The organism is Chryseobacterium sp. JV558 (assembly GCF_033712365.1).
Lineage (GTDB): Bacteria > Bacteroidota > Bacteroidia > Flavobacteriales > Weeksellaceae > Chryseobacterium.
In genome coordinates this window covers 320,427-341,861 of the sequence record NZ_WJHU01000004.1, presented here as the reverse complement: position 1 = coordinate 341,861, position 21,435 = coordinate 320,427, and the positions used below count along the sequence as shown (strand labels likewise).

The window sequence follows — 21,435 nt, the reverse complement described above, 5'->3', positions numbered from 1 at the left end:
TGTATGATTAGCAACATGACAATACCTCCAGACCCGACGAAGAGTTTGAAAGCCACCACCAAATATTGTTGCTCATTTTAAACATGGGACAAATGTAGAAATTTTTTTAATACAAAAACTAAAAAATAGTAAAAAATACAAAAACTTAATATAAGAATATCCTATTGAAGCTGCTTAAGCTCAAGTTGTAATTCTTTGATTTTCTCTTTATAAGTTTCATCATCATAATATTTTACATACTCTTCCAATGCCGCAATGTATTCTTCAATGAATTCCTTATTGGTTCTATCTGCTTCATACTTGGTTTTTGCAGAGTTGACAGGGGCTTGCTTCTCATATTGTCGTAAAATTTTGCCTTCTCTGGACTGATCATAAAGAATAACTATGTTCTTTTCATATCCGGGAATGTATTTTACAGGAATATCCTTATCACCAGGAATTCTGATCGAATTACTGATAGGATAAATCGTTGCAGAAGTAGTGGAGAAAAAAGTAGTGGTGTATTTTCCGTCCTGTTTTTTTACAATAGCTTCATAATCATGAATATACATTTCGTTCAGGGTAGAATTGGTTTCTACATCAGACGTGATGATTGCGGTGCTTTCAACTCCGTATTTATTTAAGAACCAAGCATTTAAAAACTGTCCTCCAAACCCATTTAATATAGCCAATGGAATAATCGGGATCAGAAACCATGCTTTTTTAGTCAGATAGGAGAGAAGACCAAAGAACACGAACAGCAGGATCACAGTATAAAAACCATGATGACTGGTGAAAAACAGAATTTTTGAAATTAAAACCATGCATTAAATATAATTATTTTATTTAAACGCTGAGATTGTATGAATGTTATTAAATTATTATTAAAATTGTAGCAAAAGCTTTTCATTCAGTAAGATGTGTAGGAGATAATTTAAATTTCTGTGTTAATTTAAAGAATTTAAACGCTGAGGTCGCAAGAATATAATGAAGACAAAGATTTAAAATGGTCGCAAGGACATTTCACTTAGCAAAGTCCGCCATCATTAGCTAAACGAAGTGCCTTTGCAAACAAAAAAATAGATTTTAATCATCATTACTTTGCGAACCTGGCGTTTAAAACAACTATTTTACTGGTTCAGACAAAGGAATATCAGGCGTTCCGCTGTAGAAAACAATCAGAGTTGCTCCTTTATCTCCGGTTTTTCCTCTGTGGGCAATATTGACCATTTCAGGAAGTACCTGGCCTTTTCTTACCCATTGTGTTTTGCCATCTTCTTTTCTTTCGATCTGAATTTCTCCCTTTTCTACATATGCAGCATTAATGACAGGGTGTTTATGCCAGTCCAGAGCTTTGTGGGGGGGTACGGCAATTTTAAGCACCGAAATTTCAGGCTGTGTGGTGGGATAAGCCGGATACACCGTTCCATCCCATGACTTTGTCGTTTTTAAAAGGGTTACTGATTCTATTTTATCAGTATATTCTGATTGTGGCTCGTTCGATGAATTATCACAGGAAAGAAGCAGGGAAGTGAGTAAAGCAAAGAAAGCTGTACCCAATAGATTTTTTTTAGTCATAAACTTTTTAATTAATAGATTGATTTTGGTTCGGATCATCCGTGATACAAAAATAACAAGCCTGTTTAAATTTCCCTACTGTTTGAATTATTTTTTATTAATCTGATTATGGTTCAGTCCTTAAAAAATATTTATCAAAGAAAACATTTGTCATAAGTTTAAAACTTTATTTTTTATATTTTTGCTATCAAATTAGAAAAAATGAAAAAAGTATTAGCAATCGCATTTATCGGAGGTTTATTATTAGCAAGCTGCAAAAAAAAGCCAGATCACTCTTTACAGGATAGCAACACTATGATGGAAGAGCCAGAAGCAACTACTGTTGTAGATTCTACAGCTAAAACTACTGCTCCTGCTGCTGCAACTCCGGCTACACCTGCTCCTGAAGCTGCTAAAACAGATTCTACAGCGAAGAAATAATGAAAAAAATACTTTTAGCAGGAATATTGGGTCTTATGACTCTTTCCTGTTCTAAAAAAGAAAATACAGCAGAAGTGGCAGCTTCTTCTGAAACAACTACTGTTTCGGAACCGGCAAAAACTAATCTTTCAGGTGATCAGATCATGGAAACATTGGATTGCTCAGGATGCCACGCTGTGAATGAGAGAATGATAGGACCTTCTTATAAGGAAATTGCAGGAAAGTATTCTGAAAAAGATACAGAATTGCTGGCTTCCAAAATTATAGAAGGCGGAAGTGGAGTATGGGGAAGCGTACCTATGGCAGCCCATCCACAGGTATCTAAAGAAGATGCCAAAAAAATGGTGGAATATATTTTAAGCCAGAAGAAATAAAATATGTCTGCTGAAAAATCCAGTCTGCACACAAGAAATCTGCATCGCAATCCTTATGATTTTGATGAGCTTATTTCTTGTGTGCCAGAACTGAAACATTATGTTTTTAAGAATGCTTACCAGACGGTAACCATTAATTTCAGTATTCCCAAAGCAGTAAAACTCCTCAACAAAGCTTTACTCTTACATTTTTACCATATTAAAGGCTGGGATATTCCCGACACCAATCTATGTCCTCCCATTCCCGGAAGAGCAGATTACGTACATTATATTGCCGATCTTTTAGCTGAAAATCTTGATGGAATTCCAACAGGAAATTCTGTAAAAGGATTGGATATAGGTACAGGAGCTAATCTTGTGTATCCTTTAATCAGTCACAAATCTTACGGCTGGACCATGTTGGGGACCGACATTAATCAGGATTCTTTGACTAATGCCCAGCATATTTTAAATCAAAATCCGGATCTTTCATCTTATATTCAGTTGAAAAATCAGCCTGATGCCGATCATATTTTTACAAATATTATTGGTCCTGGTGATAGGTTTACTTTTTCGATGTGTAATCCTCCCTTTCATGATTCTGAAGCGTCTGCAATGAAAGGAAACATCAGAAAAACAAAAAATCTTAAAATAGCAAAATCAAGGCAGCCTGTGCTCAATTTTGGCGGTCAGCAGTCAGAATTATGGTGTGAAGGTGGTGAATTGGCTTTTATCACTAAGATGATTCATGAAAGTGCATTATTTTCCTCACAGGTTCTTTGGTTTACGTGTTTGGTTTCCAAAAAAGAAAACCTGAGTAAGCTGATGAATCTTTTAAAGAAGGTAAAAGCAATTGAAGTAAAAACGATCGATATGGCTCAGGGGCAAAAAATAAGCAGAATGCTGGCCTGGACGTTTATTCCTCAGAAGGATAGGAAAACGTGGTTCGAAATTTAAGGTTCAAGGTTAATTGTATGAGCGTTTAAATCCCGAATCTCACCACCCCGTATCCCGCATTTCAGCTCCATTCACTGTCCACATTTTAAAATTTCTGAAAAATCAATTGACGGTCAACTCAAAAATGCCTAAATTTGTACGCTTTTAGAAAAATAAGAAATGCAATTATCAGAACAAGAAATCATTAGAAGAGAAAAGCTGAATAAGCTTACTGAAATGGGGATTAATGCGTTCCCTGCGGATGAATACACAATCACAGATACTACAGAATCTATAAAACAGAACTTTTCTGAAAGTAAACAGGTGAAGATCGCCGGTAGATTGATGTCCCGCAGAATTCAGGGGAAGGCTTCTTTTGCTGAATTGCAGGATTCTAAAGGAAAAATTCAGGTTTACTTCAACAGAGACGAGATCTGTCCGGGTGAAGATAAAGAATTATACAATGAAGTATACAAACACCTTTTGGATATCGGTGATATTATCGGTATTGAGGGTACTTTGTTTACAACTCAGGTAGGAGAGAAGACTGTTTTAGTGAAAAGCTTTACAATTCTTACAAAGTCTTTACGTCCTCTTCCTCAGGCTAAAACTGACGAAAACGGAGTAGTACATGATGGATTTACAGATCCAGAATTAAGATACAGACAGCGTTATGTAGATTTATTAGTAAATCCATATGTAAAGGATGTTTTTGTAAAAAGAACAAAGCTGTTCAATGCAATGAGAACCTTCTTCAATGAAGCAGGATATTTTGAAGTAGAAACACCTGTTTTACAGCCAATTCCTGGTGGAGCTGCTGCAAGACCTTTTATTACGCACCACAATGCGTTGGATATTCCTTTATATTTAAGAATTGCCAATGAGTTATATCTTAAAAGATTGATCGTTGGTGGATTTGACGGAGTTTATGAGTTCTCAAAAAACTTTAGAAATGAGGGAATGGACAGAACACACAATCCTGAATTTACTGTAATGGAAATCTATGTAGCTTACAAAGATTACAACTGGATGATGGATTTCACTGAGAAATTATTGGAATTCTGTGCGACTCAGGTAAACGGAACATCGAATGCAAAATTTGGGGAACATGAGATAAGCTTCAAAGCTCCTTTTGCAAGAGTTTCCATGACGGAAGCTATTGTGAGATATACAGGTTTTGACATTACTGGGAAAACAGAACAGGAAATATTCGACTTTGCAAAATCTATCGGGATTGACGTAAATGAAACGATGGGTAAAGGAAAATTGATTGATGAGATTTTCGGTGAAAAATGTGAAGGAAACTTCATTCAGCCAACCTTCATTACAGATTATCCTGTTGAAATGTCTCCATTAACAAAGAAACACAGAAGCAAAGAAGGTCTTACAGAACGTTTTGAACTCATGGTTTGTGGTAAAGAAATTGCCAATGCCTATTCTGAACTGAATGATCCAATTGATCAAAGAGAACGTTTTGAAGATCAGCTAAGGTTATCTGAAAAAGGGGATGATGAAGCAGGGCAGTTCATTGATGAAGATTTCTTAAGAGCATTGGAATATGGTATGCCCCCAACTTCGGGAATGGGAATCGGTATGGACAGATTAATTATGTTCTTAACGAACAATGCTTCTATCCAGGAAGTTCTATTCTTCCCTCAGATGAGACCTGAAAAAGCGGTTCCACAAATTGAATTAGGAGAAGATGAAAAGGTAATCCTTGAAATCCTTAATTCTCAGGAAGAAGCAATGTCTTTAGCTGAAGTAAAACAAAGAAGCCAGTTATCCGGTAAAAAATGGGATAAAGCTTCCAAAACTCTGACAAAGAACAATATTGTGAAAGTAGAGAAGATTGACGAAAATGTTTTGATGAAATTGGCTTAAGATTTCTCAGAAGATATAAATATAAAAGGTACAGAATTATTCTGTACCTTTTTCTTTTTTCCATTTCCGAAGTTGTGCCCTGAAGTTTTTAAACGGAGCTACGGTATTAATATGAATCCATTTCCAGACTGGCCACTGAGCCGGTGTAGTTGCCCATTTTCTTTGTCCAGGAATAAATAATGTATCATCGTCAAGGCTTTCTATCCATGCAATAATTTCATTAACCTGATTTTGTAATAATGTTCTTTGCTCATGTAAGCTATAAGATTCGTATTGATCATAAAATGACTGATATAATCCCTTCAGGTTATTCCATTTGTATTCGGGAGTTGGTGTTTTTACTTCAATTCCTTTTCTTTCGTCGGCTTCCCATTGCAAAAGCAGATGTGTCCATCCCAGCTGATAGGAAATATTCTGCGATGGGGTTTTGTCAACTCCAGGCTGCAAAAGATCCTTTTCGGCTTCTTGGAGGTCATCAAATTCCTGATCGTAAAGCTGATATCTTTTCTTCAGTTCTTCAATAAGCTCTTTTTTATCCTTATAACTTTGCATATTTCACCTATTTTCTCAGCTTACTGAAAGAAGCCATCAGATAAAATAAAAACGGAAGAATAAATAAGGAGCCCAGCATCAAAGCCCATCCCAATGCGGCGATGGTTTTTTCAGGAGCCATATGTTCCAGTAATGAAAGATGCTGTCCGTTTCCTAATAAAATGATATTCGGATTGTGCTGATACGTTGCAGCCACTAAAATCATGACCATTTGAAATCCTGCCAACGCACGTACCGGAAGCAGTTTTTGTCGGTTCAACGCTCTTAAAATAAGCAATAATGCAATCGTAGCAAAAGCAATAGACATAATACCCAAAGGCTTGGAAAATACCCACATTAAAAGTGGAATATCTGAAATATAGGCTGTGAAAAATACCAAAATTCCGGTAATTATCACAAAGATCATTGTCTGCTTAGACTTTCTTATCATTAATAAAAGATCTGCTTTATCACGGGTTTCTCTTAATGAAAAGATAGAAGCCAGATAAGCACACAATGCAACAGTGAATAAACCTACAGAAACCCCGAACCAGTTCAGCCAGCTAAAAATATATAAGTCCACAAAACTTACCGCGTCAGGATTGATAGAGTGGGAAACCGTTGCAGCAGCAATTAATCCTAAAAAGAAAGGCGTTAAAAGACTCGCGTAATAGAAGATCTGGGTATATAAAACCTGCCAGTTATCTTTCACGGCATCATAGTGCCTGAAGGTAAATGCCGTTCCTCTTGCAATAATCCCTACAAGCATCAGGACTAAAGGAATATGCAGATAGGTAGACATGGTAGTATATATTTCGGGAAATCCTACAAAGAGAATTACAATCGCAATAATCAGCCACATATGATTGGCTTCCCATACAGGAGCAATAGACTCATACATGATTTCATGAGTTTTATTTCTGGCTTTTTTATGAGTAAAAAGCTCTACAATTCCGGCTCCGAAATCAGCGCCTCCCAGAATAATATAAAGACAGATAGATAGCCAGAGAAAACCTATTACAACGTAGATCATGATTGTTTGTTTTTATCGTTAAACTGAGAATCGGTAGGGTCGTAAAGCTTCGGTACCATTTGGATTTGTCTTTTTAAAAGGAAAACAAGAATCAATGATAAGGATATGAAAATAGCTGTAAAGAAGTAGAAAGAATACTGTATTCCCGGCATGGGAGTAACGGCATCTACTGTTCTCATGATCCCATAAATGATCCAAGGCTGTCTTCCCACTTCGGTAACTGTCCATCCGGCTTCCAGAGCGATATATCCGAATGGTGTTGCTATTAAGAACGTTTTTAACAGCCAGTTTTTACTCAGCCATTCCTTTCTGAAGAAGAAAGAATATAAATAAATGACTCCAATACCAATCATGACCACTCCAAAGAAAATCATGATCTGAAAAGCATAATGAACAACTGCAATCGGAGGCCATTCATCTCTCGGGAAATCTTTAAGACCTTTTACTTCAGCATTGAAATCATTACTCACCAGAAAACTTAAAACCTTCGGAATTTTTACAGCATATTTTACCTCTTCTTTTTCTTCATCAGGAATTCCCCCAATAATAAATGAAGCTCCTTTTTCGGTTTCAAAATGAGCTTCCATGGCTGCCAGTTTAATAGGCTGGCGTTCTGCTACCGATTTTGCAGCAATATCACCGCTTAAAGGCGCTCCAAATGCTCCGATAAGAGCAAAACCTACCGCAATTCTAAAAGCTTTGGTATGAAATTCAATATTCCTTTTTCGAATAATCATAAAGGCATGCACTCCGGCCACCGCAAATCCTGTCGCACAAAATGCCGCAACAGTCATGTGAAGAGCCTGCGGAAACCATGCATCATTGAGCATTGCTTTAATAGGATCTATATTAAGATACTGTCCATTGATATAATCAAAACCCGTTGGAGAATTCATCCATGAGTTGGCTGCCACTACCAGAATTCCGGAGGCCAGCCCGCTTACCCCAACCAGGAATCCGCAAAACCAGTGAAACCATTTGTTGAATTTATCCCATCCATATAAAAAGAAACCAATAGCAATAGCCTCAATGAAAAAGGCAGTTCCTTCAAGTGAAAATGGCATTCCGAAAATAGGACCTGCATGTTTCATAAAACCAGGCCATAAAAGCCCCAGTTCAAAAGAAAGCATTGTTCCTGAAACAGCTCCTGTAGCAAAAAGGATGGCTACTCCTTTGCTCCATGCTTTTGTAAGTCCTTTATATACTTCATTTTTAGTTTTTAGGTATTTCCAATGGGCAAAAGCCATGAGAAAAGGCATCACCATACCCACACAGGAGAATATGATATGAAAGCCCAGAGAAAGTGCCATCTGAGCACGGGCAGCAATAAAATCATCCATAAATATCAACTTTTCAGTAAATAAATTTACGCATAAATTATTGATGTTGAGTATGATTTAAAACAGTTGGTATTTCAGGAATACAGATTAATTTTGATTCTTTTATGAATTACAATTCCTTATGTTTTCAATAAGAAAACTCTACATTTTTTTGACACTTTTTAACTTTCATACCTCGAAAAAAATCACGATATTTGTAAGTCTTTGCATAGAGCAAGATTTTTAATATTTAATATGAGTCAAAAACAATATACAGCTAGTAGTATTCAGGCATTGGAAGGAATGGAGCACGTTCGTATGCGTCCTTCAATGTACATTGGTGATGTAGGAACAAGAGGTCTTCACCATTTGGTTTATGAAGTAGTAGATAACTCTATTGACGAGGCATTGGCAGGATACTGCGACACGATCTTCGTTAGCATCAAGGAAGGAAACGGAATTGAAGTAAGTGATAACGGTAGAGGTATCCCGGTTGATTTCCACGAAAAAGAGCAGAAATCAGCCCTTGAAGTTGTAATGACAAAAATTGGAGCCGGAGGTAAGTTTGATAAAGACTCTTACAAAGTTTCGGGTGGTCTTCACGGAGTTGGGGTATCATGTGTGAATGCACTTTCCAATGAAATGGTAACTACTGTTTACAGAGATGGGAATGTTTATCAGCAGATTTACTCTAAAGGAAAAGCACAGACTCAGGTTGAAGAAATCGGACATAGTGAAAAAAGAGGAACAAAGCAGTTTTTCCAGCCAGATGATACCATTTTTACGGAACTGATTTACAACTATGATACATTAGCAAGCCGTTTAAGAGAACTTTCTTACCTTAATAAAGGGATTACAATTACGCTTACCGATGAAAGAGAAAAATTAGAAGACGGTTCTTTCCGTTCAGAAGTTTTTCATTCTGAAGGAGGGCTGAAAGAATTTGTTGCTTATATTGATGGTAACCGTGAATCTATTATGGAGCACGTGATTTTCATGGAAGGCGAAAGAGATGATATTCCTGTTGAAGTGGCGATGCGTTATAACACGTCATTCAACGAAAATCTTCACTCTTACGTTAATAATATCAATACTCACGAAGGAGGTACTCACCTTGCAGGTTTCAGAAGAGCTTTAACAAGAACTTTAAAGAAGTATGCAGACGAATTAGGACTTCCTGCAAAAGAAAAAGTAGAAATTACCGGTGATGACTTCCGTGAAGGATTAACAGCTGTAATTTCTGTAAAAGTAATGGAACCTCAGTTTGAAGGACAGACCAAAACAAAATTAGGAAACTCCGAAGTTTCTGGTGCTGTTGATAAAATTGTAGGGGAAATGCTTACGAACTTCCTGGAAGAGAACCCTAATGAAGCGAAGGTAATCGTTCAAAAAGTTGTTTTAGCTGCTAAGGCAAGACAGGCTGCGAAAAAAGCGCGTGAAATGGTTCAGAGAAAATCTCCAATGGGAGGTTCTGGTCTTCCCGGGAAACTTTCTGATTGTTCATCCAAAGATCCGGCTGAATCTGAACTATTCCTTGTAGAGGGAGATTCCGCAGGTGGAACAGCAAAACAGGGAAGAGACAGACACTTCCAGGCTATTCTTCCGTTAAGAGGTAAAATTTTGAACGTAGAGAAATCTATGCTTCATAAAGTATATGACAACGAGGAAATCAGAAATATCTATACTGCCCTTGGAGTATCTGTAGGTACTGAAGAAGACAGCAAAGCTTTGAATATGGCGAAGCTTAGATATCATAAAATTGTGATTATGACCGATGCTGATATCGATGGTTCTCACATCTCTACTCTGATTCTTACTTTCTTCTTCAGATATATGAAAGAGCTTATTGAGAACGGATATATCTATATCGCTCAACCTCCTTTGTACCTGTTAAAGAGAGGGAATAAAAAAGTATATGCGTACAATGAAAAAGAACGTGAAGAGTTTACTTTAGAAATGTCTCCGGATGGAAAAGGAGTAGAAGTACAACGTTATAAAGGTCTTGGGGAAATGAACCCTGAACAGCTTTGGGAAACAACTCTGAACCCTGAACACAGAATTCTGAAGCAGGTAACCATTGATAATGCAGTGGAGGCAGACAGCGTTTTCTCAATGTTAATGGGAGATGAGGTTCCGCCGAGAAGAGAATTTATCGAGAAAAATGCGAAATATGCAAAAATTGATGCATAAACGTTTTTAAAAATATAATAAAAAAAGCTTCTAATTATTTAGAAGCTTTTTTTATATTTGGAGAAACCAAAAAAACAATAATATGTTAACTCTTTTACAAACAGACCCTTACAATGGGACGGATGCCGTGTCTGGCGCCGCCGCAGCCGGATTAGGAATCGGAACAATGTTCTTCGGCTTACTATGCTATATTTTCTATGGATACTGCATGTACAAAATCTTTCAGAAAGCAGGAAGACAAGATGCCTGGGCTGCTTTTATCCCGATTTACAATTCAATAGTTCTGCTTGAAATTGTGAAGAAACCGATATGGTGGATTATTCTTTTCTGTATTCCATTGGTAAACATTTATGCCTTCTGGGTTGTATATGACAGACTGGCCAAAGGTTTTGCCAAAGAAACTCCTCTGTACACCATTCTGATTTTCTTTTTGGGATTTATCTTTATTCCTGTATTGGGTCTTGGAAGTGATCCTTTTGACAGTAAACTGGTTCCAAATGATTAGAAAGAAAATTAAAAACAAAAAGACTTCAGAAATGAGGTCTTTTTTTATTTGGGGTTCTTTAGTATTGTAGAATTTATTGTACTTCTGTTTACTATTAATTCTACAGCTTTTGAATTATATGAATCATAATTTATTTTAAATTTGGAACGCAGACAATATGAAGTTTTATCGCTTCATTACACAGAATAAATATCCTTTCAAATCTAGAATGAGTATAAATATTCTGTTTTAACTTTTCAGAATATAATAATGAAGAGTTGCTAATGTGTTCATATCCTTATAAGTACATTTAAAAAGTACTTTTTTAAGTATTAGGTTAAGGCTTCACGTGTTGAAGCCTTTTATATTTTTTTTAACAGTTATTAAGATTTTCTTATTTTTGCATAATTTTAATAACTATGATGAAAGTATTAGTTCTTGGGGCATTGTCTGTTGCCTCATTATATTTTGCACAAAGCTATCCTGCTTCTGCAATTCCTGAGAATTTAAAGAAAAATGCTAATGTTGTGATACGAAAATCTTTTACAACAGCACAGATAAATAAAATTAATCAAATAAAATATCAGTATAATACAGTAACTACTGTTCTGAATAAAGATGGAAATGATCATGCTACTGCCTATATCCCTTACGATAAAGAAAGACGTATTTCAAATGTAAAAGTGACCATTTATGATGAAGCCGGAAAAAAGATTAAAAGTGTTTCAAAGTCCGATTTTCAGGATGTAGCAAACAACCCTCAGGGAATCTTTTATTCTGATAACAGAGTCTTGGTATATTCTTATACACCCGTTCAGTACCCTTATACCGTTGACTTTTCCTATGAAACGGATGATGAAAATACAGTTTTTATTCCTGATTTTGTGCCATTTAATTCTGTTAGAACATCTCTGGAAGAAGCACAGTTTAAAATCATCAATACTTCAGGAATTGAACTTCGAACTAAGATATATCCATCAAAATACAACTATGCCTCTGTTATAGAGAGTGGTAGTGCAAATGATAAAACCTATTCATACAAAAACGTACCTGCCATTGATGATGCTTTTATGATTCCGCAGCCCGTTAAAATCTTGCCTGCAGTAAACTTTGCTCTGGCAAGGTTCAGTCTGGCAGGTAAGCAGGGAACTTTGAATAACTGGACGGATTTCGGAACCTGGATTTATAATGATCTTCTGATACCTGTTTCTGCTTCTACTCCTGCTATCAAGGCTGAAGTGGCGTCTTTACAGCTGAAGGGATCTGTAGAAGATAAAGTGAAGAAAATTTATCAGTATATGCAGAACAAAAGCCGATATATTGCTGTGGCATTAGGAATTGGCGGCTGGCAGCCCATGCTGCCGGATGAGGTTCAGAAAAAAGGCTATGGAGACTGTAAGGGACTTACGAATTATATGAAAGTTCTTCTGAATGAGGCAGGGATTCCTTCCAATTATTGTATCATTACCTCTGGCCGTTCGCAGGTTTCCTTTGACCCTGAATTTCCTTCTATGGGTGGAAATCACGTTATCCTGATGGTTCCGACTGAAAAAGGAAATATCTGGCTTGAAAATACTTCTCAGCAGATCGCTTTTAATCATTTAAGCTACAGTACAACTGATAGAAATGCACTGGCAGTAACTCCAAAAGGAATCGAGCTTATCAATACACCGGTGTATAAAGCCGAACAGAATAAGGAAAAACAGGTATTGAAAATTAACCTTAACGAGGATAACAGTATTGCCGGAACAGGGAATTTTTACTACACAGGAAACCAGTATGATTATAATTTAAGGTTTGTCAATCTTAACCCAAAAGAGAAAAATGACGCAGTAAAATCAAATTTTGACATTTTAAACTTTGAAAAAGTGGAAATGAAAAACTTTACCAATGACAGAGACAATGCTGTTATTACGTATGACCTTGATTTTAAAACCAATAATTTTTCTAAAAAAGCAGGAAATAGCCTTTTATTCAGATCTGTACCCATTTTTTCCGATGTTGTTTACAAGACAGATGAAAACCGTGAACTTCCTTTTGAGGTGAATATGTCTTTCGAAGACGAATATGAAATTGATTTTGTGCTTCCTCTGGGATATAAAGTTGATGAAACTCCTGATAATTCAAACCTCACTTCTGAATTTGGGTCATACAAGCTAAGTTTTGTTAAAAATGATAATCAGATAAAAGTGACTAGAAAAATGCAGATCAATAAAGGTCTGTACCCAAAAGAAAAATATAACGATTATATAAGTTTCAGAAAGAAAATTCTGAACATGGATAATTCAAAAATATTAATAACAAAAATATAACCATGAAAAAACTAATAGTATTGGTCTTTTGCTCTGCCAATGCAATAATGATGAATGCTCAGAAGAAATACGAATTTCTGAATCCTCCGAAATTCAATGATGCAGATTTGTCTAAAACAAAATCTTTATTGGATGAAAATGCTCCTGCTGAGATTCTGTATAAATCTGCATACTTTATGGTGGATGCAAACACAGGGAATCTGCACAAAAAATATTATTACAGAGTTAAGATTTATGATAAAGATAAGGCTGAAGACTGGCTGAATCTTGAAATTCCTATTTATAATGTTGGGACCAACAGAGAATCCCTGGGGAAATTCAAGGCTTTTACATACAATCTTGAAAACGGAGTTACGGTTCCTGTGAAAGTGGAAAAGAGTTCACAATATAAAAGTAAAGAGAATAAATATGTTACCCTGACGAAATTTGCTTTTCCGAGCGTGAAAAATGGCTCTATCTTAGAATATCAGTATGAAATAATATCACCATTTCGATTCATTATTCCGGAAGTATTGATAGAATCCGATACCCCTTCTCTGAACACAGAATATGTTTTGGATGCTCCTATCAACATGTCTTATAATGTAAACTATACCGGCGGACTTTCACCTAAACACAGGGAAATGGAGGAAAGGAATCTGTACGGTGCCCAATACAAAACCTTCAGATTTGCTTATGAAAACCTAAAGGGCTTTAAAACTGAAAAATTCGTAAGAAATGACAGGAATTTCAGAACAAAAATTGGAGCTGAGCTGAACTCTACTAACTTCGGTGAGCTTAAACTGTATTCATCATCATGGGATCAGATTGGGAAAAGACTTTACGAAAGCGACGATTTTGGAGGAGAATTGAAACGAACAAAACTGGCAAAAGAAAATATGCCGACAGCAGTTTCAGGAATGAAAACCGATCTTGAAAAGGCAAATGCTATTTTTTCATATGTTCAGAAAACTTTTACATGGAACAAAGACAAAGGGGTTTACACTGAGGATGGTATCAAAAAATTGTTGGAAACTAAAGTTGGAAATGCGGCAGAAATTAATCTTTTTTTAGTGATGATGCTTCGTGAAGCCGGTCTTAAGGCTGATCCGTTGGTGATTTCTACCGTGGAAAATGGATTGATTAATCTGGTGTCACCTAATATTTCAAATATGAATTTTGTATTGGCTGCGATTAATATTGATAATCAGCTGCATATTTATGACGCCACTTCAAAGCAATCCTCGCTGGATGAAATCCCTCTTAAAAACTGGAATCAATATGGGATTTTGGTAACTAAAGAAAAGGTTCTGCAGATTCAAATGACCAATATAAAATCAAGCAATACTTTCCTTACAGCCAATGCTAAAATCAATGACGACGGAAGTATTTCTGGAACCTATTCAGACAGAGATACGGGAGCTTATGCAATGTATGTGAAAGACAACTATGATGATAATGCAGAAAAATATAAAAAGCAGTATAAAGAAAACTTTTCTATGGACTTTACGGATATCAATTCAAAAGTTTTAGAAAATGGAGATTTTGAAAGCAGCATGAAGTTTTCTTCAATGAACCTTATTGATAGAGTAGGAAAGAAAATGATCATCAATCCGATGCTGTTTTTAAACAAAAGTTCCAACGAGTTTGATCAGACGGAAGTCAGACAATATCCTATCGATTTTGGATCACCTATCACCAAAGTGAAAAAGATTATTCTTGAAATCCCTGATGGATATGTGATTGAGGAAATGCCTAAAGAAAAAAGAATCGTTACTGAAGATAAAGAAATTGCATATACCTATTCTGTAGAACAAAAAGGAAATAAACTGGAAGTGACTACAACAACAAAAATTAGCAGTTCAGATTATCCGAAAGAATATTATTCTGCATTTAAACAAATCTGGGGTGTAGCATCTAAGTTTGAAAATCAAGTAATCAGCCTTGTTAAAAAATAATATTTAAGAGAGTTTAAATAATATTTTTAAAAAAAATAAAGTTTTTTCAAAAACCATTCATCTTTTGAATGGTTTTTGTATTTGATATCAAAAATCAGAATTATGAAAAATACGATTGCTGTTATAGCATTATCTTCTTTCTTAGCGGTGACTGCCTGTAAAAAAAATGAAAAGGCAGAGCCGATAGAAAAAACTGAAAATAAAGTCACTGAAGGGTTTGTAGTAGATTCTGTGAAAGTAAATGACTCTACAAAAATTACAGACTCTTTAAAAGTGAGCTACACTTCAAAACTGTTGGTTTTTCCTTCATTAAAAGATAAAAAGCTATTAGACAGCATCTATTTCCAGAATGAAAAAATCAAAGACTTTTCCAAAGCAGGGCTGCAGGCTTATCTTGATAAAGAAAAGAATGATTATTTCAGTTCTATGAAAAATGATAATAAAGATTGGGTTTCAGATGTTACCTATGCTCAGAATTGGTATTCAAGCTCACATATGAATTTGATGTCCAATACAAATGATTATATGCATATTCAGTATGTAGGAAGCGGATACGAAGGGGGAGCTCATGACAATTATGGTTTTTCAGAAAGGGTTTTTGATCTTAAAAACAGCAAAAAATTAGAATTGAAAGATATTACTTCAATGCGTAAACATAAAATTGAAGCAATTCTGATGAAAAATATCAATAAAATCAACAGCGGAACGATGGATGGTGACGGAGAAGTGAAAAACTCAGAAATGCTGTTAGTTGAGAAGATTCCGGCATCCGATAACTTTTATTTTGATGATAAAAACCTGTATTTCCATTACAGTCCTTACGAAATTGCAGCTTTTGCAGCAGGAGATATCACAATTCCAATCTCTTGGGAAGACCTTAAAGGGACATTAAATTCAGAATTTAAAGAAAGAATGAAAATTAAGTAAATTAATGCTTCCAGATCAGGAAGCATTTTTTAATTTTGCAGTAATGGAAAAAGTAGCTTTTATTATCAACCCTTTTTCGGCCAAAAAGAACTATCAGCCGTTTTTGAACGAACTTAAAACAAAGGTTAATAACCCGTTGTATTATGTTTCAGAATCTATTCCGGGAACAGATGAGTTTATCAAGGCGCATTTTGAAGAAGTGGATATTTTTGTAGCCATAGGAGGAGATGGTACCATTTCTACCGTAGCCAAAAATCTGATTAATACAGAAAAAATTCTGGCTATTTTCCCAGCTGGCTCAGGAAACGGATTTTCCAATGAGACCCAGTTCAGTAAAAATCTGGATGAACTTTTAGAAAAAATAAAAACCAAAAATTCCAGAAAGATTGATACTTTTACGGTGAACGACAGGCTGTCTATCAATGTTTCAGGAACAGGGTTTGACGGTAAAGTTGTCAAGGAATTTGAAAAAACAAGCCGCGGATTCAAAAACTATATCAAAGTTTCCCTAAAAACTTTCTTCAACTATAAGCCAATCAAGGTGAAGTTTTTTGACGAAGAATATCAGCAGTACAACGGGAGATATCTGATGATGAATATTGCCAATACCCGCCAGTTTGGAAACAACGCTTACATTGCTCCGAAAGCCAGCAAAAGTGATGGTTTGGTGGATATGGTTTTGGTGAAAAAGTTTCCTTTGACCTATTCTGCATTGTTTGCTTTCAGAATGTTTACCAAAAGACTGAAAGATGATGAATACGTCACTTATCTTCCAGTCTCCGAAATATCTTTTAAAGTCAATACCAAAAACTGGCATCTGGACGGGGAATTTAACAAGATAAAATCACCAGTTCATGTTAAAGTACAGCCGTCAAGCTTAAGTATTTTGATTTAAAATTCAAGGTTTTGAGTTTAAAGTTACAGGGACATAGTATAAAATTATCAGTTGCTGGTTGTTAGTTACTGATGAAATTCACCATTCACTTGTGAAGCAAAATTCACTATTAACCTTAGTTAATCTTGATCAATACTTCACAGCTGTTTTCCTGCAACCTGTTATCTGCCACCTAATCCCTCTCACACTTCCAGTTTTTTCTCAACTTCAGCCGGATGATCCAGACAGTATTGAAGCTGTTTTTTATCAAGCTGTTTTTCCCAGTTGGCAACCACTACCGTAGCTACAGAATTCCCAATTACATTCGTCAGCGCTCTGCATTCGCTCATAAACTTATCTATTCCAAGGATTAACGTCATTCCGGCAATTGGAATTTCAGGAACTACTGCCAGGGTGGCTGCCAGCGTTACAAATCCGGCACCGGTAACTCCAGCGGCTCCTTTTGAACTTAACATGGCTACCAGCAGAAGCATTAGCTGTTTTTCAATAGGAAGATGGATGTTTAATGCCTGTGCGATAAACAGAGAGGCCAGTGTCATGTAAATATTGGTTCCATCGAGATTGAAGGAATATCCTGTAGGCACTACAAGACCTACAATCGCTTTGGAGCAGCCAGCTTTTTCAAGTTTTTCCATGATTCCCGGTAGAGCAGACTCTGAAGAGCTGGTTCCTAAAACAAGAAGAAGTTCTTCTTTAAGGTAAAAAAGAAGCTTGAAAATGTTAAATCCGTTATACCAGGCTACAGATCCTAATACCAGCACTATAAAAAGGATAGATGTGATATAAAATGTCCCAACAAGGAATATAAGGTTCAGTACAGAATGAAGCCCGTACTTTCCGATAGTAAATGCCATAGCCCCAAATGCTCCGATAGGCGCCAGTTTCATAAGCATATGAACGATTTTAAATACCGGAGTTGCTAGATCCTGTAGAAAATCAGTTACCTTCTGGCTTTTTTCTTTTGTTAAAACTAGAGAAACTCCCATTAAAATAGCAACCAGCAGAACCTGAAGAATATTATCACCCACCAAAGGACTGAATAAAGTCTCCGGAATAATATTCATAATGAATCCTGTAAGCGTTGATTCATGAGCTTTTGCCTGGTATTGTGAAACATCACCTGAAAGGGTAGCAGGATCAATATTTAAACCATGACCAGGCTGTAAAATATTCCCTACAAATAATCCGATGATAAGCGCAAGAGTTGAAAATGTGAAAAAATAGATCATTGCTTTTATGGCAATTCGGCCTACTTTTTTCAAATCGGTCATGTGGGCGATTCCCAGCGTAAGGGTAATAAAGATGACCGGGGCAATAATCATTTTCACTAATTTGATGAATCCGTCGCCCAGAGGTTTCATTTTTTCTCCTAATTCAGGATAAAATTTTCCAAGAAGAATACCGGCAACTATTGCTATAATCACCTGGAAATAAAGCTGATTGTATATTTTTTTTGCTTTCAAAGAACAGTCGTTTTGTTTTTTTAAGGGCGAAAATTAAGAAAATTTATCTGAAAACATGATAAAAGTCATTGAAAAGTATCTGTAGTGGCGGATTGATTAATAAAAAACTCCGGCTTCATTCGTAAAAAGGCAGAAGCCTTTTAGAATGAAGCCGGAGCTGTATTGTAAAATGGACGGATATTATTATTATTATTATTATTATTATTATTATTATTATTATTATTATTATTATTATTATTATTATTATTATTATTCCACGGCGACAGAGTCATCTCCGCGGCCGTCTGCCACTGCATGGATACTTCCATTTTCATCAAGAACAATCATTTCTGTTTTTCCGATGTATTTTATTTTTTCTATGATGTAATTCTTGCTTTTCAACTCAGAAATAGTACTTTCAGGGAAGTTGTTTTCTACAGTAATGGTTTCCGGAAGCCACTGATGATGGAATTTTGGTGTGTTCACTGACATATTGGCGTTCAGTTTAAAATCTACAACATTCACAATAGATTGGTATACTGAAGTAGGGATTGTAGTTCCGCCAGGTGTTCCTACCACCATATAAGGTTTTCCATTCTTAAGAAGGATAGTTGGAGTCATGGAAGAAAGCATTCTCTTGTTAGGCTGAATAGCATTGGCTTCTCCACCTACTGCTCCAAACATATTTGGTACACCCGGCTTGATAGAGAAATCATCCATTTCATTATTTAAAAAGAATCCCGCTCCTGAAACCAATACTTTACTTCCGTAATAACCGTTCAGAGTTGTAGTTACAGAAGCAGCATTTCCATCCTTATCCAATACGGAAATATGAGTAGTCTGCATAGATTCTTTAGGTTGTTCTATGATTTTACCTACCTCTGCACTTGGTGTAGCTTTATCAAAACTGAAGCTTTTCCATCTTCCTTTCAGATAGTTGTCAGAGATCAGATAAGACGTTTTATCCTGAATAAAATCCGGATCTCCCATATATTCTGCTCTGTCTGCAAAGGCTCTTCTTTCCGCTTCAGTCATGATCTGAACAGCTTTTGTAGAGTTTTGCTGATATTTTTCAAGGTTTTCAAAACTTGCCATTCTCAGCATCTGAGCAAGAAGAACTCCGCCGCTTGATGGCAGAGGCATGGTTACCACATTGCTTCCTTTGTATTCAAATTCAAGAGCTTTTCTTTCGGCAACCTTATAATTTTTAAGATCTTCCAGTGTGATGATTCCATTGCCTCTTTTCATTTCAGCAATTAAAAGATCAGCTGTCTTCCCTTCATAAAACCCTTTTGCTCCTAATTTCTGAATCAGTTTCAAGGTCTCGGCCAGGTCTTTTTGGATTAACAGATCTCCGGCTTTCCATGGAGCATCTTTTACAAAAATGATAGAAGATTTATTATGTTTCTGGAATTTTTCCCTCTGGTTATTCAGCATTTCTGCTTCCTTATCTGTAATAGCGAATCCTTTTTCTGCAAGGTCAATGGCAGGCTGAATAATTTTTTCCATAGGCAGTTTACAGTATTTCAGGGTAGCAAAAAAACCAGCCACACTTCCGGGAATACCTACTGCGAGTCTTCCATTTTGGGAAAGATCTGTATCTGCTTTTCCTTTTTTATCAATGTACATGTCTCTGGAAGCTTTTTTCGGAGCTGTTTCTCTATAGTCTAATGTGAATTTTTCCCCATTATTTTTTACGCCTACTAAAAATCCGCCACCCCCTATGTTTCCTGCCTGAGGATACACTACAGCAAGGGCATATTGTGTTGCTGTAACAGCATCATAGGCATTTCCGCCCATCTTCAAGATTTTGGCTCCAGCTTCACTGGCTAAGGGATGTGCAGACACTACAACACCTTTATTTTTTACCTGTGCTTCCTTGATAATATTGAAGTTGGTAAACTGAGCCCAGCTAAGCTGAGCGGCCAGTAAAATCGAAGCAATTAAAATCTTCTTCATATGATTGTTTTTTCTTGAAACAAAATTATTGAATTTTAAGTTAATCATAGACTGTGATTATTGCATTTGATTTTTTCTATTGTTTAAAGAGAATTTTACCTGTTTGAATTGAATATATCTGTATTCATTATGGGAGGAGTGTTTTTAAATACACCTTTTTTATTATGGTTGGCATGTTTTTTTTACTTTTGTACAATTCTAAAAAAATCTGAAAAATGGAATCCTATACGGAAAGAATACTGATTACAGGTGCCTTGGGACAAATTGGTACCGAACTTACGAACAGACTTGTTGAAATCCACGGAGCAGAGAACGTTGTTGCTTCAGGATTGGACAGATGGCAGGAAGGAATTACTTCTGCTGGACACTATGAAAGAATGGATGTTACCAATACACAATTGGTAAGACAGGTGATTCATGATTACGAGATTACTACAGTGTATCACTTAGCGTCGCTTTTATCCGGGACTTCGGAGAAGCAGCCTATTTTTGCGTGGAAACTGAATCTTGAGCCACTGCTTCATTTTTGTGAAATGGCGAAAGAAGGGCTTCTTAAAAAGATCTTCTGGCCAAGTTCTATCGCTGTATTTGGAAAAGGAATTCCAAAGCATGATGTGGGACAGGATGTAGTGTTGAATCCAACAACGGTTTATGGGATCTCCAAAATGGCAGGGGAGAAGTGGTGTGAATACTATTTCGATAAATATGGGGTAGATGTAAGAAGTATCAGATATCCTGGATTGATCTCATGGAAAACTCCAGCCGGGGGTGGAACTACTGACTATGCTGTTGAGATTTTCTACAAAGCAATTGAAGATGGAAAATATACAAGTTTCATTTCCGAAGATACAGGAATGCCAATGTTGTATATGGATGATGCCATCAATGCAACCTTGAAATTAATGGATGCTCCGAAAGAAAGTTTATCCGTTCGCTCTTCTTATAATTTGGGTGGAATGTCATTTACTCCAAAAGAACTGGCAGTAGAAATTAAGAAAGAAATTCCAGATTTTGCAATCGATTATAACCCGGATTTCAGACAGGCAATTGCAGATTCATGGCCGGCTTCTATTGATGATTCAGTAGCGAAAAAAGACTGGGGTCTGACTTATGATTTCGGAATTTCTGAAATGACAAAGGATATGATCAAGAATCTGAAAGTAAAATTAGGTAAGGATTAATAATGTAAAGTTTTACTTTAATTAATAATTATTTTAACATCTGATTTGTAATATTTTATATAATTTATATAAACTTTA

Annotated in this window: 18 protein-coding genes; 11 read left to right on the top strand and 7 right to left on the bottom strand. The window is 36.1% G+C overall.

Features of this window, described 5'->3' with window-relative positions; all coding sequences use genetic code 11:
- Positions 1-161: 161 nt before the first annotated feature.
- Together GFU89_RS16020 and GFU89_RS16015 are read right to left on the bottom strand one after the other, a co-directional pair.
- Positions 162-803: a hypothetical protein gene (locus GFU89_RS16020; protein ID WP_318848086.1), complete on the bottom strand. Its 642-nt coding sequence runs from the start codon at positions 801-803 to the stop codon at positions 162-164.
- A gap of 301 nt (positions 804-1,104) precedes the next feature.
- On the bottom strand, positions 1,105-1,557 hold the full coding sequence (locus GFU89_RS16015) for a cupin domain-containing protein (RefSeq protein ID WP_318848085.1): 453 nt from the start codon (positions 1,555-1,557) through the stop codon (positions 1,105-1,107).
- A gap of 201 nt (positions 1,558-1,758) precedes the next feature.
- On the opposite strand from GFU89_RS16015, the gene GFU89_RS16010 reads away from it, so the two are divergent.
- The 4 genes from GFU89_RS16010 to lysS all read left to right on the top strand — a co-directional run bounded on the left by GFU89_RS16010 (position 1,759) and on the right by lysS (position 5,147).
- The gene (locus GFU89_RS16010) at positions 1,759-1,977 is read left to right on the top strand and encodes a hypothetical protein (RefSeq protein WP_318848084.1); all 219 of its coding nucleotides are present in this window, start codon (positions 1,759-1,761) and stop codon (positions 1,975-1,977) included.
- Positions 1,977-2,351 (top strand): c-type cytochrome, encoded by a 375-nt coding sequence (locus GFU89_RS16005; RefSeq protein ID WP_318848083.1) that lies wholly within the window; start codon positions 1,977-1,979, stop codon positions 2,349-2,351. Before GFU89_RS16010 ends, GFU89_RS16005 begins: the two co-directional genes overlap by 1 nt.
- 3 nt (positions 2,352-2,354) lie before the next feature.
- Positions 2,355-3,287, top strand: coding sequence for a 23S rRNA (adenine(1618)-N(6))-methyltransferase RlmF (gene rlmF / locus GFU89_RS16000; protein WP_318848082.1), 933 nt, complete (start codon positions 2,355-2,357; stop codon positions 3,285-3,287).
- A gap of 159 nt (positions 3,288-3,446) precedes the next feature.
- Positions 3,447-5,147 carry a lysine--tRNA ligase gene (gene lysS / locus GFU89_RS15995; RefSeq protein WP_318848081.1) on the top strand — a complete coding sequence of 567 codons (1,701 nt, stop codon included), beginning with the start codon at positions 3,447-3,449 and terminating at the stop codon, positions 5,145-5,147.
- Positions 5,148-5,183: 36 nt separating this feature from the next.
- Here the strand turns inward: lysS and GFU89_RS15990 are convergent, their stop codons facing one another.
- Genes GFU89_RS15990 through GFU89_RS15980 form a run of 3 tightly spaced genes read right to left on the bottom strand, consistent with a single transcriptional unit; the run spans position 5,184 to position 8,051 of the window.
- Positions 5,184-5,699 (bottom strand): ClbS/DfsB family four-helix bundle protein, encoded by a 516-nt coding sequence (locus tag GFU89_RS15990; protein ID WP_318848080.1) that lies wholly within the window; start codon positions 5,697-5,699, stop codon positions 5,184-5,186.
- A 7-nt stretch (positions 5,700-5,706) separates the two neighbouring features.
- On the bottom strand, positions 5,707-6,711 hold the full coding sequence (locus tag GFU89_RS15985; protein ID WP_318848079.1) for a cytochrome d ubiquinol oxidase subunit II: 1,005 nt from the start codon (positions 6,709-6,711) through the stop codon (positions 5,707-5,709).
- Complete coding sequence (locus GFU89_RS15980) at positions 6,708-8,051, bottom strand: cytochrome ubiquinol oxidase subunit I (RefSeq protein ID WP_318848078.1); 1,344 nt, start codon at positions 8,049-8,051, stop codon at positions 6,708-6,710. Before GFU89_RS15980 ends, GFU89_RS15985 begins: the two co-directional genes overlap by 4 nt.
- A 234-nt stretch (positions 8,052-8,285) precedes the next feature.
- Between GFU89_RS15980 and gyrB the strand changes: the two genes are divergently transcribed.
- The 6 genes from gyrB (at position 8,286) to GFU89_RS15950 (ending at position 16,775) form a co-directional block, all read left to right on the top strand.
- Positions 8,286-10,220: a DNA topoisomerase (ATP-hydrolyzing) subunit B gene (gene gyrB, locus GFU89_RS15975; RefSeq protein WP_309434878.1), complete on the top strand. Its 1,935-nt coding sequence runs from the start codon at positions 8,286-8,288 to the stop codon at positions 10,218-10,220.
- A gap of 82 nt (positions 10,221-10,302) precedes the next feature.
- A complete protein-coding gene (locus GFU89_RS15970; protein ID WP_318848077.1) occupies positions 10,303-10,725 on the top strand; it encodes a DUF5684 domain-containing protein in 423 nt (140 codons plus the stop codon).
- A gap of 398 nt (positions 10,726-11,123) precedes the next feature.
- Positions 11,124-13,016, top strand: coding sequence for a DUF3857 domain-containing protein (locus GFU89_RS15965; protein WP_318848076.1), 1,893 nt, complete (start codon positions 11,124-11,126; stop codon positions 13,014-13,016).
- 2 nt (positions 13,017-13,018) lie between these two features.
- Entirely contained in the window at positions 13,019-14,953 is a 1,935-nt protein-coding gene (locus tag GFU89_RS15960) for a DUF3857 domain-containing protein (protein WP_318848075.1), read from the top strand.
- A gap of 102 nt (positions 14,954-15,055) precedes the next feature.
- Positions 15,056-15,880: an RsiV family protein gene (locus tag GFU89_RS15955; RefSeq protein ID WP_318848074.1), complete on the top strand. Its 825-nt coding sequence runs from the start codon at positions 15,056-15,058 to the stop codon at positions 15,878-15,880.
- 4 nt (positions 15,881-15,884) lie between these two features.
- Complete coding sequence (locus GFU89_RS15950) at positions 15,885-16,775, top strand: diacylglycerol/lipid kinase family protein (RefSeq protein ID WP_413228598.1); 891 nt, start codon at positions 15,885-15,887, stop codon at positions 16,773-16,775.
- A gap of 182 nt (positions 16,776-16,957) precedes the next feature.
- Here the strand turns inward: GFU89_RS15950 and GFU89_RS15945 are convergent, their stop codons facing one another.
- Complete coding sequence (locus GFU89_RS15945; RefSeq protein ID WP_318848073.1) at positions 16,958-18,238, bottom strand: dicarboxylate/amino acid:cation symporter; 1,281 nt, start codon at positions 18,236-18,238, stop codon at positions 16,958-16,960.
- A gap of 249 nt (positions 18,239-18,487) precedes the next feature.
- Complete coding sequence (gene ggt, locus GFU89_RS15940) at positions 18,488-20,176, bottom strand: gamma-glutamyltransferase (RefSeq protein WP_318848072.1); 1,689 nt, start codon at positions 20,174-20,176, stop codon at positions 18,488-18,490.
- Between the two features lie 215 nt (positions 20,177-20,391).
- Between ggt and GFU89_RS15935 the strand changes: the two genes are divergently transcribed.
- Positions 20,392-21,357: an NAD-dependent epimerase/dehydratase family protein gene (locus tag GFU89_RS15935; protein ID WP_318848071.1), complete on the top strand. Its 966-nt coding sequence runs from the start codon at positions 20,392-20,394 to the stop codon at positions 21,355-21,357.
- Positions 21,358-21,435: the final 78 nt, after the last annotated feature.

What these genes read in the sequence shown, in the direction of transcription:
- GFU89_RS16020 (WP_318848086.1), bottom strand. Translation starts at nt 803, where the DNA reads ATGGTTTTAATTTCAAAAATTCTGTTTTTCACCAGTCATCATGGTTTT.
- GFU89_RS16015 (WP_318848085.1), bottom strand. Translation starts at nt 1,557, where the DNA reads ATGACTAAAAAAAATCTATTGGGTACAGCTTTCTTTGCTTTACTCACT.
- GFU89_RS16010 (WP_318848084.1), top strand. Translation starts at nt 1,759, where the DNA reads ATGAAAAAAGTATTAGCAATCGCATTTATCGGAGGTTTATTATTAGCA.
- GFU89_RS16005 (WP_318848083.1), top strand. Translation starts at nt 1,977, where the DNA reads ATGAAAAAAATACTTTTAGCAGGAATATTGGGTCTTATGACTCTTTCC.
- rlmF (WP_318848082.1), top strand. Translation starts at nt 2,355, where the DNA reads ATGTCTGCTGAAAAATCCAGTCTGCACACAAGAAATCTGCATCGCAAT.
- lysS (WP_318848081.1), top strand. Translation starts at nt 3,447, where the DNA reads ATGCAATTATCAGAACAAGAAATCATTAGAAGAGAAAAGCTGAATAAG.
- GFU89_RS15990 (WP_318848080.1), bottom strand. Translation starts at nt 5,699, where the DNA reads ATGCAAAGTTATAAGGATAAAAAAGAGCTTATTGAAGAACTGAAGAAA.
- GFU89_RS15985 (WP_318848079.1), bottom strand. Translation starts at nt 6,711, where the DNA reads ATGATCTACGTTGTAATAGGTTTTCTCTGGCTATCTATCTGTCTTTAT.
- GFU89_RS15980 (WP_318848078.1), bottom strand. Translation starts at nt 8,051, where the DNA reads ATGGATGATTTTATTGCTGCCCGTGCTCAGATGGCACTTTCTCTGGGC.
- gyrB (WP_309434878.1), top strand. Translation starts at nt 8,286, where the DNA reads ATGAGTCAAAAACAATATACAGCTAGTAGTATTCAGGCATTGGAAGGA.
- GFU89_RS15970 (WP_318848077.1), top strand. Translation starts at nt 10,303, where the DNA reads ATGTTAACTCTTTTACAAACAGACCCTTACAATGGGACGGATGCCGTG.
- GFU89_RS15965 (WP_318848076.1), top strand. Translation starts at nt 11,124, where the DNA reads ATGATGAAAGTATTAGTTCTTGGGGCATTGTCTGTTGCCTCATTATAT.
- GFU89_RS15960 (WP_318848075.1), top strand. Translation starts at nt 13,019, where the DNA reads ATGAAAAAACTAATAGTATTGGTCTTTTGCTCTGCCAATGCAATAATG.
- GFU89_RS15955 (WP_318848074.1), top strand. Translation starts at nt 15,056, where the DNA reads ATGAAAAATACGATTGCTGTTATAGCATTATCTTCTTTCTTAGCGGTG.
- GFU89_RS15950 (WP_413228598.1), top strand. Translation starts at nt 15,885, where the DNA reads ATGCTTCCAGATCAGGAAGCATTTTTTAATTTTGCAGTAATGGAAAAA.
- ggt (WP_318848072.1), bottom strand. Translation starts at nt 20,176, where the DNA reads ATGAAGAAGATTTTAATTGCTTCGATTTTACTGGCCGCTCAGCTTAGC.
- GFU89_RS15935 (WP_318848071.1), top strand. Translation starts at nt 20,392, where the DNA reads ATGGAATCCTATACGGAAAGAATACTGATTACAGGTGCCTTGGGACAA.